We start from the raw sequence: 12,993 nt of genomic DNA on the forward strand, positions 1-12,993 counted from the left end.
CGGCCGGGACGTCGCGGGCTGCGGTGCGAGATGGGCGGCCCGAGCTGGCCGGATCGCGCGGTACGGCGCGTGCGCGGTGCGACGTGGCAGTGCCGACAGCCTGGCGTGCGGCGCCCGCCCGCCCACCGCACGCAGCAGAGCGGAGGCCGGCATGAAGCTCGTCGTCGTCGGTGACGCGCTGCTCGACATCGACATCTGCGGCACCGTCACCCGCGTGTGCCCGGACGCGCCCGCCCCCGTCCTGGACGTCGCCGACGAGCACGCCCGTGCCGGCGGTGCCGCGCTGGCCGCCACCATGGCGGCGCGGGACGGTCTTGACGTCACGCTGGTGACCGCCCTGTCCGATGACGAGGCCGGACAGCGGCTGCGCGGGTTGTTCGAGGTGCCCGCCGTCGTGGGGCAGTCGGGACCGGTGCCGGTGAAGACCCGGCTGCGCAGCGGCGGCACGTCGCTGGCACGGGTGGACCGCGGCGGGGGCGGCCCGGCACCGCAGGTCACCGACGAGATGCTCGACGCGGTGCTGACCGCGGACTTCGTGCTGGCGTCGGACTACGGGCGTGGGCTGCTGGCCGACGAACGGCTGCGGTCGGTGCTCACGCGCGTCCCGGTCGTGTGGGACCCGCACCCGCGCGGACCGCGACCGGTGCCCGGCGCGCGGCTCGTCACGCCCAACCTGTCCGAGGCCACCGCGTTCAGCGGCACCGCCGACCCGGAGGAAGCGGCCCGCACGCTGAGGGAGACCTGGCAGGCGCGTGCCGTGGTGGTGACGATGGGCAAGTCCGGTGCGTTGCTCCACTGTGGAGGGACGCCCGTCGCGGTGCCGGCGCCCGTCATCCCGGCCGTGGACCCGTGCGGTGCCGGCGACCGGTTCGCCGTCGCCGTCACCACCAGGCTGGCCCGGGGCGCGGCACCGGACGACGCCGTGGCCGACGCGGTCGCGCGCGCGGCGGAGTTCCTGCAGCAGGGCGGTGTCTCCGGCATGCGGGCGGAGCCCGGCTCCACCGTGGACGAGGTGCGCAGGCGCGGCGGGGTCGTGGTCGCCACCGGCGGTTGCTTCGACGTGCTGCACCCCGGGCACGTGCGGATGCTCGCGGCGGCACGGGCGCTGGGCGACTGCCTCGTCGTGTGCCTGAACTCCGACCAGTCGGTGCGCCGGCTCAAGGGCGAGCACCGGCCGGTCAACGGGCAGGCCGAGCGGATCGAGGTGCTCAAGGCGCTGGAGTCCGTGGACGACGTGGTCGTGTTCGGCGAGGACACCCCCGAGCACGTCCTGGGCCGGCTGCGGCCGGACATCTGGGTGAAGGGCGGCGACTACACCGCCGAGCTGCTGCCGGAGACCGCGGTGGTCCGGCGGTGGGGCGGGCGCACCGTCGTGGTGCCGTACCACCGCGGGCATTCGACGACCGAGATCCTGTCGAGGAGGGCTTGATGAAGGTGCTGGTGACCGGTGGCGCGTCCGGGTTGGGCGCGGCCGTCGCGGACGCGGTGCGCGAAGCGGGCGGAACCCCGCTGGTGCTGGACAAGTCGGCCCCGGAGGGCGTGCACGACTTCGAGCTGGTCGACCTCGCGGACGGACGGGCCGCCGAGCAGGCGGTGCGCACGCTCGCCGAGCGCAACGGCGGACTCGACGCGGTGGTGACCGCGGCGGGCATCGACCGGTGCGGCACGCTCGCGGAGGTGCCCGCCGACGAGTGGGAGAACGTCGTGCGGGTCAACCTGTTCGGCACCGCGGCCGTCGTCCGGGCGGCACTGCCGTACCTGGAGGGCGGCCGGGTGGTCACCGTCGCGTCCACGCTCGGGCTCAAGGCCGTCAGCGACGCCACGGCGTACTGCGCCTCGAAGTTCGGTGTCGTCGGCTTCACCCGCGCACTGGCGGCCGAGACCGCGGGCCGCACCGGTGTCACGCTGGTCGTGCCCGGCGGCATGCGGACGAAGTTCTTCGACGACCGCACCGAGCAGTACCGGCCGAAGGACCTCGACCAGCTCAACCCGCCGGACCGGGTGGCGGCCGCGATCCTGTTCGCGCTCAACCAACCCGAGGGGTGCGAGGTCCGCGAGCTCGTGATCGCCCACGCGCAGGAGCCGTCCTGGCCGTGAACGAGCTCGACGAAGACTCCCGGCTCGACAGCGGTTCCTGCCGGCCGGACGACCGCACCCGGTGATCGTCGCGGCCGGCCTGAGCGCGCGCGGTGGCCTGCTGTGGTTGCCGGTGGCGGGTGTCATCGCCGCGACGGGCAGGAAGCGGACCGCCCGGCACGCGCTGCTCGCGGCCGTGGCCGCCATGCCGCTGGGCCACCTGGTGAGCCTGGTGGTGCACCGGCGCAGACCGCACTCGGTGCTGCCCGCGCGCAAGGCGTTGCCGGAGCACCCGGACTCGTCGTCGTTCCCCTCCAAGCACGCGGTGACGGCCGCCGCCTTCGGCACCGTCACCGCGGTGGAGGACCCGGTGGCCGGCGCGTTCGTCACGCCGCTGGTCCTGCTCGTCGCCTACAGCCGGCTGCGCACCCGCGTGCACTGGCCGACCGACGTCATCGGCGGCCTGGCGCTCGGTGCGGTGATCGGCTTGGCCGTGCGCGCCGGGACCAGGCGCTGATCCCGGCGCGCACGCGGGTCAGGGCCGCCTCCACCCCTCGTCGCCGAGGAGCGGGCTCGCCTGCGGTCCCATCAGCGACATCCCGCCGTCCACGACGAACGACGCGCCCGTCACGTACCCGGCGGCGGGGGTCGTCAGGAACGCCACGACCGCGGCGACCTCGGCGGCGTGACCGGGCCGTCCGAGCGGGACGCCTGGCCGCGGCTCCGTGCGCGGGTCCACGTCCTCCTGGCCGGTCATCGGCGTCGAGATCTCGCCGGGGGCAACGGAGTTCACGGTGATGTCGTGTTCGGACAGCTCCAGCGCGAGGACCTGGGTCAGCGCACCGAGTCCGGCCTTGGCGGCGCAGTACGGTGCGGCACCGACGCGGGGGAGGTGCTCGTGGACGGACGTGATGTTCACGATCCGGCCGCCGCGACCACCGGCGATCATGTGCCGCGCGGCCCGCTGGCAGCACAGGAACGCGCCGTCGAGGTCGACCGAGAGCACCTCCCGCCACTTCTCGTACGACATCTCCAGCGCCTTCTCGCTGCTGCCGGTGCCCGCGCAGTTCACCAGCACGTCGAGCCCGCCCAGCTCCTCGGCCAGCTCGTCGACGACGGAGGCGGCACCGGGCAGGTCGGTGAGGTCGAGGCGGCGCACGGCACACCGGCCGCCCGCCGCGCGGACCTCCTCGGCGGTGCGTTCGGCGCCGTCGGCGTCGTCGTGGAACGTGATGCCCACGTCGACGCCGCCGCCGGCCAGCGCGACCGCGACGGCCTTGCCGATGCCGGAGTCGGCGCCGGTCACGACAGCGCGCAGCGGCGCGCCGGCGCGGTCCTGGGGCAGGGGTGCGGTGGTCATGGGACGCGAGTACCCGCCGCGGTCGCGGGCATGCGGAGGGTGAAGTGGTTCAACGTCCTGGGCAGCGGCTCACCCAGCACACCGGAGAACGCCAGGTGCTCGCTGAGCGCGTCGAGCACCGCTCCGGCCGTGACCAGCACCAGGTCGCGGCCGGGGCACTCGCCGGGACCGCCGCTGAACGGCACGATCGCCGGGTCGCGCGGCCCGTCCCACAGCTCCGGCGCGTACCGGTCGGCGAACGGCAACCGGTCCGGGTCGCGGTGGAAGAACGGCGTGAACACCACGAACTCGGTGTTCTCCGGCAGCCACGTGCCGTGCCAGCGGGTCGCGATCGTGCTCTCCCGCAGGATGATCGGTGTCGTCGGCCACAGCCGCGCCGACTCCAGCACACCGCGCACACCGGTGCCGCCCACCGCCAGCGCCCGCATCGTGACGATCCCGGCCGCGTCGAACGCGAAGAGCCAGTGCGGCACCTGGCCGGACAGGTCGCCGGGGAACGCGGCGAGGCTGCCGGGCTCGCGCCGTGCGAGGTGCTCGTCGAGCCGGTGCTGGAAGCGTTCGCGCAGACCCTCCTGCCGCGGGTGCAGGAACGCCCAGTTCGCGTTCTGCCGCAACGCCTTCAGGTCGTCGGTGAGCTGGTCGTCGTCACGTGCGCCGTTGCCGAGCACGATCCTGCGCACGATGCGCCACCACACCTGGCTGAACCCCTGCCAGGTCAGCTCGCCGTTGCTCATCACGTGCCGCACCAGCAGGTCCACCTCGTCGCGCACGACGTCCTCGACCGGCACGTTCTCCGGCCGCAGCGCGCGTTCGTTGAGCTCGCGCAGCCGGTCGCGCTCCGGTTCGTCCGAGATGAGCACGCCGTGCGGCTGGAAGTGCCGCAGCGCCGCTTTCTTCTCCCTGGTGGCCAACGCGAACGGCTCCGGCGACTCGCGCAGCAACCGTCCCACGTCGGCCGGGTCGACCAGCACGGCGACGCTGCGGCCGGTGACGCGCAGGCGGACCGGTTCGGGCCCGTACCGGTCCCGCAGGTGCCGCATCGTGTCGATGGCGGTGGAGTCGGACTGGACCTTGTCGGCGAGCGCCATCACGCCCGGCCTGCGGACGATGACGCCTTTCGCCAGCGTGGGCAGCAACACCGTCGCGAAGACACGCGCGGTGTCGAGTCGTGAAGAGATGGCCATGCACCGGACTACCCGCTCGTGTGCGTGTGAACCGGCACGACCGGGGGTATTCGGCCAGCGGGAGGTCATCATGCCACGCGGATCGAACGCCAAACGTGAACGCCAGTACGAGCACATCGAGGACTCGGCCCGCAGCCGTGGTGAGTCACCCGCGCGGGCGAAGGAGATCGCCGCGCGCACGGTGAACAAGAACCGCGCCCAGGCCGGTGAGTCCAAGACCGCCAGCCGATCGTCCACGAAGGACAAGTCGCCGCAGCAGCGCGGCGGGCAGCGGTCCCACAGCGGCGCCCAGGGCCCCACGCGCGACCAGCTCTACAACGAGGCCAGGCAGCGCGGGATCAAGGGCCGCTCGTCCATGACGAAGAAGGAGCTCGCCCACGCCCTCGGACGCTGACGTGCCACCCACCACCACTGTCGAGGACAAGGGCTCCACGCTCACGATCCTCACCACCGAGCACTACACGCTGCAGATGGTGCGCAGCGCGACGATCGCCGACGCGTCCAGCCGGGCGGGCCACCTGCTCACCACGATCTCCGCGTCGATGATCGCGCTGGGGTTCGTGGCCCAGGTCGTGCCGCTGCCGGTGCTGCTGACGCTGATGCTGGTGATCTTCACGGGCCTGTTCCTGATCGGCCTCGCCACGCTCTTCCGCACGGTCGAGCTCGGCGTCGAGGACGTCCAGGCCGGCCTGGGGATCAACCGCATCCGGCACATGTACGGCGACATCGAACCCTGCACCAGGGACGTGTTCGTCCGGCAGGTGCACGACGACACGGTCGGCGTCGAGGTCGACTCCGGCCAGACCGCCTGGCGCAACGCCCGGCGGCCGCGGCTCATCGGCACCGCGCTGAGCGTGGCCGGTCTGGTGAACCTCGTGAACGGCCTCGTCGCCGGCGCCATCGCGGGCGCAGCGGCCGGACTGCTGCACGCCGGCCTCACCTGGTCGATCGTCATCGGCCTCTGCGTGGCCACCGTCGTGATCACCGCCTTCGGGGTGGCGCTCGGCCGCATCGGCCGTCGCGGCGTCGCACCGATCAACACCCGCTTTCCCAGGAACTGACCAACGAGGAGAACCACCGTGCAGTACGACGTCGTCGACCTGATCATGCAGGACCACCGCGAGGTCGAGCGCCTGTTCGACGAGCTGAAGAACCACCCGGAGAAGCGACCGCTGCTCACGCCCGTCCTGTGTGGACTGCTCGTCGCGCACAGCCGGGCCGAGGAAGCCGAGGTGTACCCCGTGGCCCAGCAGGAAGCCGGCGAGTCCGACGAGGTCGAGCACAGCCAGGAGGAGCACGCCGAGGCGGAGCAGCTCCTCGCGAAGCTGCTCGACGCCGAGATGGACTCCCCGCAGTACGAGCAGATGCTGCAGAAGGTCATCGACTCCATCACCCACCACGTGGAGGAGGAGGAGAAGACCGTGCTGCCCGGCATGCGCAAGCGCCTCAGCGCCGAGCGCCGCTACGAGCTGGGGGAGAAGTTCGCGCGCAGCCGCGCCGACCACCTCGGTGAGATGCCCGGCCAGGCCACCCGCGAGGAGCTGCTGCTGCAGGCGAAGAACATGGGTGTTCCCAACGCCTCCAGCATGAGCAAGGAGCAGCTGAAGAAGGAGCTGCAGAAGGCCGCCTCCTGATCGCCGTCGTCCGGCCGGGAAGTTCACCCGACCGGACGACAACCCGGCCCCCGTCCGCTTCCGTCTTCATCGGCGGAACCAGACGGGGGTCGGAATGTGAAGAAGGCACTGCTGCTCGTTGCGTTGACCTTGGCCGTGGCCTCGTGCGGCCAGAACAGCTCGGGTGAGCTCCGCTCGGCGCAGCCCACCACCGCGGTGAACGACCCGGTGGTGTCGGCCGCCGCGGACGTCGTCCAACCGGTGCTGGAATCGAGGTACGCCGCCACCTACGCGGGTCTGGAGGTCCGCGGCGACACGCTGGTGGTCCACCGCAAGCCTGATCCGGCGCTCGACGCCGAGATCGCGGGACTCGCACCGCATGCGCGCATCCTGTTCCAGGACGCCCGGTACACCAAGTCGGAGATGCAGGCCGCGGTCACGCGGGTGATGGACGACCGCGAGCACTGGAAGAGCCGGGGCGCGGACGTGAACGTCGCCGGCCCGAAGACGGACGGGTCCGGTGTCGAGGTGGGCACGGCCGAGGAACCACCGGCGGACCTCGCGGCACAGCTGCAGGACCGCTATCCGGGCATGACCTTCAGCGTGCGCAGGCAGGGCACGGTCGTGTTCCCGGTGTACACGGGACCGGTGCCCGTGCTGCCGAGCTCACCGGTGCGGAGCAGGTGAACGGCTAGGCCGACCTGCGCGAAGGGTGCGCCCCGGCGCCCGCGACCGCACGGCGGCGACTCGGCCGGCGCAGCGGGACCACAACCCCGCGGCAGAGCACCCGACCCGCCGCCTCACGACCGGCCACAGTGGACTGCGGCAGCGGCTCCGGCGTCGGCGGGATGGGGTCGGGGTCCGGGCCCGCCGGACGCGGCTGGTCGGGGCCGGGCTGCGGCGGCTCCGGCTGCGGCGGAACGGGCTGGCTCGCGGCAGGCTGGCGCGCAGAGGGCTCGATCATGACCGCCGTATACCCACAACTCCCGTGTTTTCACACCCCTGAGCTCATCGCGTGGATTCGTGGTCGGCACGAATTCCGTCGTTCCGGCTAATGAGCACCTCCCTTGACCCGACAATCCGCTGGGTGCCGGTCCCGTTTGGGACCAGCGGAACGGGAGGGCGCCGATGGTGACGGCCAAGGACTGGTTCGTCGGGGAGGACCAGGCCGACGGACTGCACTTCCTGGGTGCGGTCGAGCTCGTCGCGTTGCTGGACCGGCTCTCGCGGCGCCCGCGCTGGCCCGCGCGGGACGTGCCGCTGCCGATCGTGTTCCTGCGCAGGCCTCCCGGCGCGGCCGGTCCGCTCGAACCGCTCGCGAGCAGGCCGGAGACCGCGCGCGGCAAGCGGATCGCGTGCGCACGGGTCGACGGCGCCGACCCGGTCACGCCCGAGTCGCGGCGGGCGGTCCTCGACGACGCGATCGGCCAGCTCGCCGGCAAGGTGCCCGGCGCGGCGCGGCTGCGGTTCCCGCACTACGCGCTCGTCGGGTGGCTGCTGGCGCTGACCCTGCCCGAGGACGGCGACGCCGAGGACGAGGAACGGCACATCGCCCGCGCGTTCCGCGCCCACGTCCGCGGCCGGATGCGGATGAACATCGGGCCCGACGGGTCGCAGGACCTGGCCCAGGACTTCCCGTGGTGGATCCGGCTCGTCATCACCCTGGCGCCGCGGCTCGGGCTGGCGCTGACGGCGCTGCTGTGGCGCCCGGCGACGTGGGTGGGGGAGCAGCCGGTCGGCGGCCGGTCGCGGGGCGGGCTCTACCGGCTGGCCCGCGCGTTCGTGAAGGAGCACCTCGCAGAGCGGCACGCGGACGAGGTCGGCGACCTGCTGGTGCGCGCGTTCCTGGAGGACCTGCGGCGCTCGCACCGGCGGTGGTCGCTGTGGGGGACGGGACGGCGGCGCACCGGCTACCCGTGGCTGCTGGTGGAGAACGCCGGTCCCGCCGGTGGCGACAGCACCGGCCGGTGGCTGCTCGACTCGATCGGCCGCGCCCGCAACACCGTCACGGTCCACAAGGGACAGTCCTGGCGGGCGAACTCGCTGAGCCGGCCCGATCCGCTGCTGGTGATCGCGGCGGGCGAGTCCGCGCAGGCACCGGCAAGGCACGCGGCCGACGCGTCGGCGGGCTACCGCAGGTGGCTCGTGCAGCTGGCCCGGTCGGACAACTGGCTGCTGGAGCTGCAGACCGACGCCTCCGAACCGGCACCGGGCGTCAGCGGCGCGTTGTCGGACATGGGGCCCATGCGGCTCCGCCGTGCCGTGGCCGCACCGCTGGCGATGGTGGTGCTCGCCGCTCTCGTGGCCGCCGTGCCGTTCGTCAACCACGCCCGGTGCGAGCCGTGGTGGTCCCCGTCGGTGCGCGCGCCGCTGGAGCGGGTCGGCGAGGAGTGCATCGGCGTGTCCGCTGACCCGTTGCGCCACTTCATGCCGCCGTCCGTGCCGGAGGAGGTGCGGCCCTCGCTGCAGGACGTCTACGGCCGGATCATGGCCGAGAACGACAAGGCCGCCACCCGGCCGGACGCCATCACGATCGTGTTCCTGAGCGTGCTGACCCCGAGCACCGCCAACAGCTACACGGCCCTCGTCGAGGAGCTGCGCGGCGTGTGGGTGGCGCAGAAGACCAGTGACGTGCCCATCCGGATGCTGCTGGCCAACGGCGGCGAGGGACCGGGTGGCCGCGGTCTGGCGTCGGGCGACCTCGCGGCGGACAAGATCATCGAGCTGGCGGCGCGCGACCGCAGCGTGGTCGCGGTGACCGGGTTGTCGATCAGCACCGACACGGCCAAGTCGGTGGTGAAGCGGCTGGGCAGCAGCGCGTTGCCGGTGATCGGTTCGCTGACCTCGGCCGACGACATGGCGACGATCAACGAGTACTACTACCAGATCGGACCCAACAACCTGCGCGAGGCGGCCGTGGCGGCGTTCTACGCCAAGTGGCGGCTGGGCGTGTCGAACGTGGCGATCTTCTACTCCGGCGATCCCACCGACCGCTACAGCCAGAACCTCGCCGACGACGCGAAGACCGCGTTCGCGCTGCTCGGCATCGCGGTCGACCAGTACAAGTCCTACCGGGTCGCCAACGACGACGAAGGCCTCGCACCAGCGAGCCTCGGCCAGGGCGCCTGCCCGTCCGCCGGGAAACCGGGCTACGCGGTGTTCTACGCGGGCCGGGCCCAGTTCCTCGCGGAGTTCCTGCGCGGCATGAACAGCAGGTGCCAGGGCAGCACACCGCCGGTGCTCGCGAGCGACTCGTCGACCCGGTTCATCCTCGAGGGCACGATGGCGCAGTTCCCCAACGTGCGGCTGGACTACCTGTCGTTCGCGAGCCCCGCGGCGTGGTCGGACTGCGCGATGGTGCCGTTCTACAAGAACTACCTCGACGTGTTCCGCCAGACGTGCCAGCAGCTCGGCGACGGCCGGTCCGCCGCCTCCTACGACGCCATGCAGGTGCTGGCGGAGGGCATCCGGCAGGTGCGCCGCACGGATCCGGGCGCGCGGGTGCGGGAGGGGCTGCTCGCGGGCATCGGCAGCATCCGGCCGGACAACGCGATCCAGGGCGCCACCGGCAAGATCGGGTTCGGCGCCGCGACCCGTCTGCCGGTGGACAAGGCCGTGCTCGTGCTGCGCGCCAACACCGACACGACCTCGACACCGCTGCTGCTGTGCGGCGAACTGCCGTTCCGCGGCGGGCTGGCCGCAGGCCTGGAACCGGACGAGGGCTGCCCCCGCGACCCCTGACCCCCTGCCGGCATCTGCAAGTACTACCAACTCTTGCAGATGCCCGGGCAGCAAGGAGGGGAGGAGGTGGTCAGCGTTCGTCGGCCAGGACCGGCTTCACGTCGACCACCGGTGTGCCGTCGAGTGCCTCCAGGCCGCTCACCCGGAACTTCTGGCCCTCGACGCCGGTGACCAGCACCCGGTGCAGGCCGATCGGGTTCGGCCGGTCCGGCGACCGGGTGCTGAACACGCCGGTCTCCGGCCGGTCCTCGTCACCGCGCGGGTGCACGGCGAGCACCGCGCGGTCTGCCCGGTCCAGCCAGGTCAGCAGCAGGACCTCCTGGCCTGCCTGCAGTTCCGCCATCGCCCGCGCGTACTGGGGCACGACGACGACCCACGCCTCCGGTGCGCCCTCGTCACCCTGGCGGGGTGCGGAAGCGCGGTCGGTGAGCGGTGACTCGACGTGCCCGATCGGGAACAGGTTCATGTGCCACAGAATGTCTGGTAGCTCTCGCTGAAGTCGCGCGGGGCCGGTTCCGCGTACCGCTCCAGCCCCTCGCGCTCGTCGTAGGGCCGGCGCACCGCGTCCAGCAGCCGCTCGAACGGCCCCAGGTCACCCCCGGTCGCCGCCGCGAGCGCCTCCTCGACCAGGTGGTTGCGCGGCACGTAGACCGGGTTGACCGCCGCCATCGCCGCCGTGTCCGGGCCCTCCGCACGCCACCGCGCGAGCCACGCGTCGACGCCGGCCAGGTCCAGGACGAGGTCGCGCGGGTTGCCCCTGGTCAGGTGGTGGAAGAACGACGTGTGGTCCACGTGGTTCTCGTGCAGCAGCTTGAGCAGGTCCCCGATCAGCTGGTCGTCGCCGGCACCGCCCAGCTTGGCCCGCATGCCCTCCTGCCACGCCGTCAGGTACCGGCCCTCGAACTCCTCCAGCACACCGACGGCCTTCTTGACCGCCGCGTCCTCGTCCTCGTCGAAGAGCGGCAGCAACGCCTCCGCGAGCCGTGCGAGGTTCCACTGCCCGATGCCCGGCTGGTTGCCGTACGCGTACCGGCCGCGGTGGTCGATCGAGCTGTACACCGTCGCCGGGTCGTACGCCTCCATGAACGCGCACGGCCCGTAGTCGATCGTCTCGCCCGAGATCGTCATGTTGTCGGTGTTCATCACGCCGTGGATGAACCCGAGGTGCATCCACTGGGCGATGAGCCTCGCCTGCCTGCCGACGACCTCGCGGAAGAACTCCAGGTAGGAACGGCCGGGGTAGTGGCGTGCGATCGCGTGGTCCGCCAGCCGCCGCAGCAGGTCCAGGTCACCGGTGTTGCGCGCGTACTGGAAGCTCCCGACCCGCAGGTGGCTCGCCGCCACCCGTGCCAGCACCGCACCCGGCAACGGCGTCTCGCGGTGCACGGTGGCGCCCGTGCCCACGACCGCGAGCGACCGGGTGGTCGGCACGCCCAGCGCGTGCATCGCCTCGCTGACGACGAACTCGCGCAGCATCGGCCCGACCGCCGCCAGCCCGTCACCACCGCGGGCGAACGGCGTCCGGCCAGAGCCCTTGAGGTGCAGGTCCCGCAGCTGCCCGTCGACCTCGATCTCGCCGAGCAGCAGCGCACGGCCGTCACCCAGCCTGGGGGAGTAGCCGCCGAACTGGTGGCCCGCGTAGGCCTGGGCGACGCCCTCCGCCGCGTTGCCGGTGAGGAACCGCAGGCCGTCGCCGGTGCGCAGCCAGGCGGGGTCGAGGCCGAGCTCGCCGGCCAGCGGCTCGTTGAGGGCCAGCAGGGTCGGGTCCCCGACCTCCGCCGCCTCCCAGGCGACGGCCATCTCCGGGACGGCGGTGGCGAACTGGGTGCCGAGAGTGGTGCTCACGTCCTTCACGGTACGGGGGTGCCCGGCAGGACAGCGCCCATGCCCGTTCCACCTCCAGCGCGATCCTCACCAGGGTGACCGTTACGCGTGTTCCGGCGGCGACCCGCTCGGAACCGGTCGAGCCGCGCGCCACGGGTCGTCGGCGGGCAGCCACACGCCGGGCCGGTGCAGCCCCAGGTCGCCCGCGCCCCGTGTGATCGCCTCGGCCGCGGCCAGCACGGTCGGCCGCACCTCGTCGGCCCGCCGCACCAGCGACCACGTCCACAGCACCTCCGGCTCGACGACCGGGCGCGCCACCAGGTCCGGCGGCAGCGGCGTGGTCTGGCCCTTGGGCGAGTTCAGCACCGGTGTGACGCAGCGCCGCACGTGGTCGAAGAACGCGGGCCCGGTGATCGCGCCGTTGTCGATCCGCACGACCCTCGCGCCGGAGAACTCCGCGAGCTCCTCGGCGTACTCGTTCCACGACCGCCACGAGGTCACGTCGTCGTCGACCAGCACCGCCAGGTCCCGCGCGCGCACCGGGCTCGTGTCGGTGCCGGGGGAGACCGCGTAGAGCCGGTCGGCGCCGAGCAGGTCGGCGGTGAGCCCGAGCCGGTCGAGGTCGGCCGCCCGCACCCAGCACACCGCGAGGTCGAGGCTGCCGTCGGCGACCCGCGCGGCCTGCGCGTGCGACGGCACCACCCAGGCGTCGACGTAGAGCGGTGCAACCCCGGCGGTGCGCAGCGACAGGTCCGGCGGCACCCAGTTCACGTAGCCGATCCGCACCGGCGACGACCCGGACAGCTGCTGCGCCTGCTTGCGCAGCTCGTCGGCCCGGTCGAGCAGCGCCCGCACCTCGGGCAGCAACGCCGCCCCGGCCGCCGTCAGCGCCACCGTGCGGCGGTCCCGGTCGAACAGCGCCACGCCCAGCGACCGTTCCAGCGCCTTGACCTGTTGCGACAACGACGGCCCCGCGATCAGCAGCCGCGCGGCCGCCCGGCCGAAGTGCAGCTCCTCGGCGACGGTCACGAAGTACCTGAGTTGACGCAGCTCCACGGTCTCATCGTAGGAGGCTGCGCCTTCCACCAGAGAGATGGACGGTCGTGGAGATCACGGGTGTGCGAACGCACGATGGGAGCATGGAAGTCGAACTCGTCGTGCAGTCCGAAGTGGACCCTTTGTGGCGTCGGGTGGT

At 72.7% G+C, this 12,993-nt stretch carries 13 protein-coding genes; 8 read left to right on the forward strand and 5 right to left on the reverse strand.

What is annotated here, in order from left to right:
* Positions 1–151 precede the first annotated feature (151 nt).
* The 3 genes from rfaE2 to ACZ7CF_RS05775 all read left to right on the forward strand — a co-directional run bounded on the left by rfaE2 (position 152) and on the right by ACZ7CF_RS05775 (position 2,593).
* The gene (gene rfaE2 / locus ACZ7CF_RS05765; protein WP_470368968.1) at positions 152–1,429 is read left to right on the forward strand and encodes a D-glycero-beta-D-manno-heptose 1-phosphate adenylyltransferase; all 1,278 of its coding nucleotides are present in this window, start codon (positions 152–154) and stop codon (positions 1,427–1,429) included.
* Entirely contained in the window at positions 1,429–2,097 is a 669-nt protein-coding gene (locus ACZ7CF_RS05770) for an SDR family oxidoreductase (protein ID WP_458432672.1), read from the forward strand. The genes rfaE2 and ACZ7CF_RS05770 overlap by 1 nt, the downstream gene beginning before the upstream one ends.
* A 61-nt stretch (positions 2,098–2,158) precedes the next feature.
* Positions 2,159–2,593, forward strand: a complete 435-nt coding sequence (locus ACZ7CF_RS05775; RefSeq protein ID WP_470368969.1) for a phosphatase PAP2 family protein — start codon at positions 2,159–2,161, stop codon at positions 2,591–2,593.
* A gap of 18 nt (positions 2,594–2,611) precedes the next feature.
* Here the strand turns inward: ACZ7CF_RS05775 and ACZ7CF_RS05780 are convergent, their stop codons facing one another.
* Both ACZ7CF_RS05780 and ACZ7CF_RS05785 read right to left on the reverse strand, forming a co-directional pair.
* Positions 2,612–3,436 (reverse strand): SDR family oxidoreductase, encoded by an 825-nt coding sequence (locus ACZ7CF_RS05780; protein WP_458432670.1) that lies wholly within the window; start codon positions 3,434–3,436, stop codon positions 2,612–2,614.
* Entirely contained in the window at positions 3,433–4,620 is a 1,188-nt protein-coding gene (locus ACZ7CF_RS05785) for a cytochrome P450 (protein ID WP_470368970.1), read from the reverse strand. The genes ACZ7CF_RS05780 and ACZ7CF_RS05785 overlap by 4 nt, the downstream gene beginning before the upstream one ends.
* Positions 4,621–4,690: 70 nt before the next feature.
* On the opposite strand from ACZ7CF_RS05785, the gene ACZ7CF_RS05790 reads away from it, so the two are divergent.
* The 5 genes from ACZ7CF_RS05790 to ACZ7CF_RS05810 all read left to right on the forward strand — a co-directional run bounded on the left by ACZ7CF_RS05790 (position 4,691) and on the right by ACZ7CF_RS05810 (position 9,974).
* Positions 4,691–5,014: a plasmid stabilization protein gene (locus ACZ7CF_RS05790; protein ID WP_360384495.1), complete on the forward strand. Its 324-nt coding sequence runs from the start codon at positions 4,691–4,693 to the stop codon at positions 5,012–5,014.
* Position 5,015: 1 nt separating this feature from the next.
* Complete coding sequence (locus tag ACZ7CF_RS05795; protein ID WP_360384493.1) at positions 5,016–5,681, forward strand: hypothetical protein; 666 nt, start codon at positions 5,016–5,018, stop codon at positions 5,679–5,681.
* An 18-nt stretch (positions 5,682–5,699) separates the two neighbouring features.
* Complete coding sequence (locus ACZ7CF_RS05800; RefSeq protein ID WP_360384491.1) at positions 5,700–6,254, forward strand: hemerythrin domain-containing protein; 555 nt, start codon at positions 5,700–5,702, stop codon at positions 6,252–6,254.
* A 96-nt stretch (positions 6,255–6,350) separates the two neighbouring features.
* Positions 6,351–6,920: a hypothetical protein gene (locus ACZ7CF_RS05805; RefSeq protein WP_470368971.1), complete on the forward strand. Its 570-nt coding sequence runs from the start codon at positions 6,351–6,353 to the stop codon at positions 6,918–6,920.
* Between the two features lie 441 nt (positions 6,921–7,361).
* Complete coding sequence (locus ACZ7CF_RS05810) at positions 7,362–9,974, forward strand: ABC transporter substrate-binding protein (protein WP_470368972.1); 2,613 nt, start codon at positions 7,362–7,364, stop codon at positions 9,972–9,974.
* A gap of 70 nt (positions 9,975–10,044) precedes the next feature.
* Here the strand turns inward: ACZ7CF_RS05810 and tsaA are convergent, their stop codons facing one another.
* The 3 genes from tsaA to ACZ7CF_RS05825 all read right to left on the reverse strand — a co-directional run bounded on the left by tsaA (position 10,045) and on the right by ACZ7CF_RS05825 (position 12,854).
* The gene (tsaA, locus tag ACZ7CF_RS05815; RefSeq protein ID WP_458432666.1) at positions 10,045–10,440 is read right to left on the reverse strand and encodes a tRNA (N6-threonylcarbamoyladenosine(37)-N6)-methyltransferase TrmO; all 396 of its coding nucleotides are present in this window, start codon (positions 10,438–10,440) and stop codon (positions 10,045–10,047) included.
* A complete protein-coding gene (locus ACZ7CF_RS05820; RefSeq protein ID WP_470368973.1) occupies positions 10,437–11,819 on the reverse strand; it encodes a protein adenylyltransferase SelO in 1,383 nt (460 codons plus the stop codon). Before ACZ7CF_RS05820 ends, tsaA begins: the two co-directional genes overlap by 4 nt.
* Positions 11,820–11,900: 81 nt before the next feature.
* On the reverse strand, positions 11,901–12,854 hold the full coding sequence (locus tag ACZ7CF_RS05825) for a LysR family transcriptional regulator (RefSeq protein WP_470368974.1): 954 nt from the start codon (positions 12,852–12,854) through the stop codon (positions 11,901–11,903).
* Positions 12,855–12,993: the final 139 nt, after the last annotated feature.

This window comes from Lentzea sp. NPDC036955 (assembly GCF_055608005.1).

Excerpts from the sequence above, each read along its gene's own strand:
- ACZ7CF_RS05780 (WP_458432670.1), bottom strand. The coding sequence starts at position 3,436 with ATGACCACCGCACCCCTGCCCCAGGACCGCGCCGGCGCGCCGCTGCGC.
- rfaE2 (WP_470368968.1), top strand. The coding sequence starts at position 152 with ATGAAGCTCGTCGTCGTCGGTGACGCGCTGCTCGACATCGACATCTGC.
- tsaA (WP_458432666.1), bottom strand. The coding sequence starts at position 10,440 with ATGAACCTGTTCCCGATCGGGCACGTCGAGTCACCGCTCACCGACCGC.
- ACZ7CF_RS05770 (WP_458432672.1), top strand. The coding sequence starts at position 1,429 with ATGAAGGTGCTGGTGACCGGTGGCGCGTCCGGGTTGGGCGCGGCCGTC.
- ACZ7CF_RS05785 (WP_470368970.1), bottom strand. The coding sequence starts at position 4,620 with ATGGCCATCTCTTCACGACTCGACACCGCGCGTGTCTTCGCGACGGTG.
- ACZ7CF_RS05810 (WP_470368972.1), top strand. The coding sequence starts at position 7,362 with ATGGTGACGGCCAAGGACTGGTTCGTCGGGGAGGACCAGGCCGACGGA.
- ACZ7CF_RS05790 (WP_360384495.1), top strand. The coding sequence starts at position 4,691 with ATGCCACGCGGATCGAACGCCAAACGTGAACGCCAGTACGAGCACATC.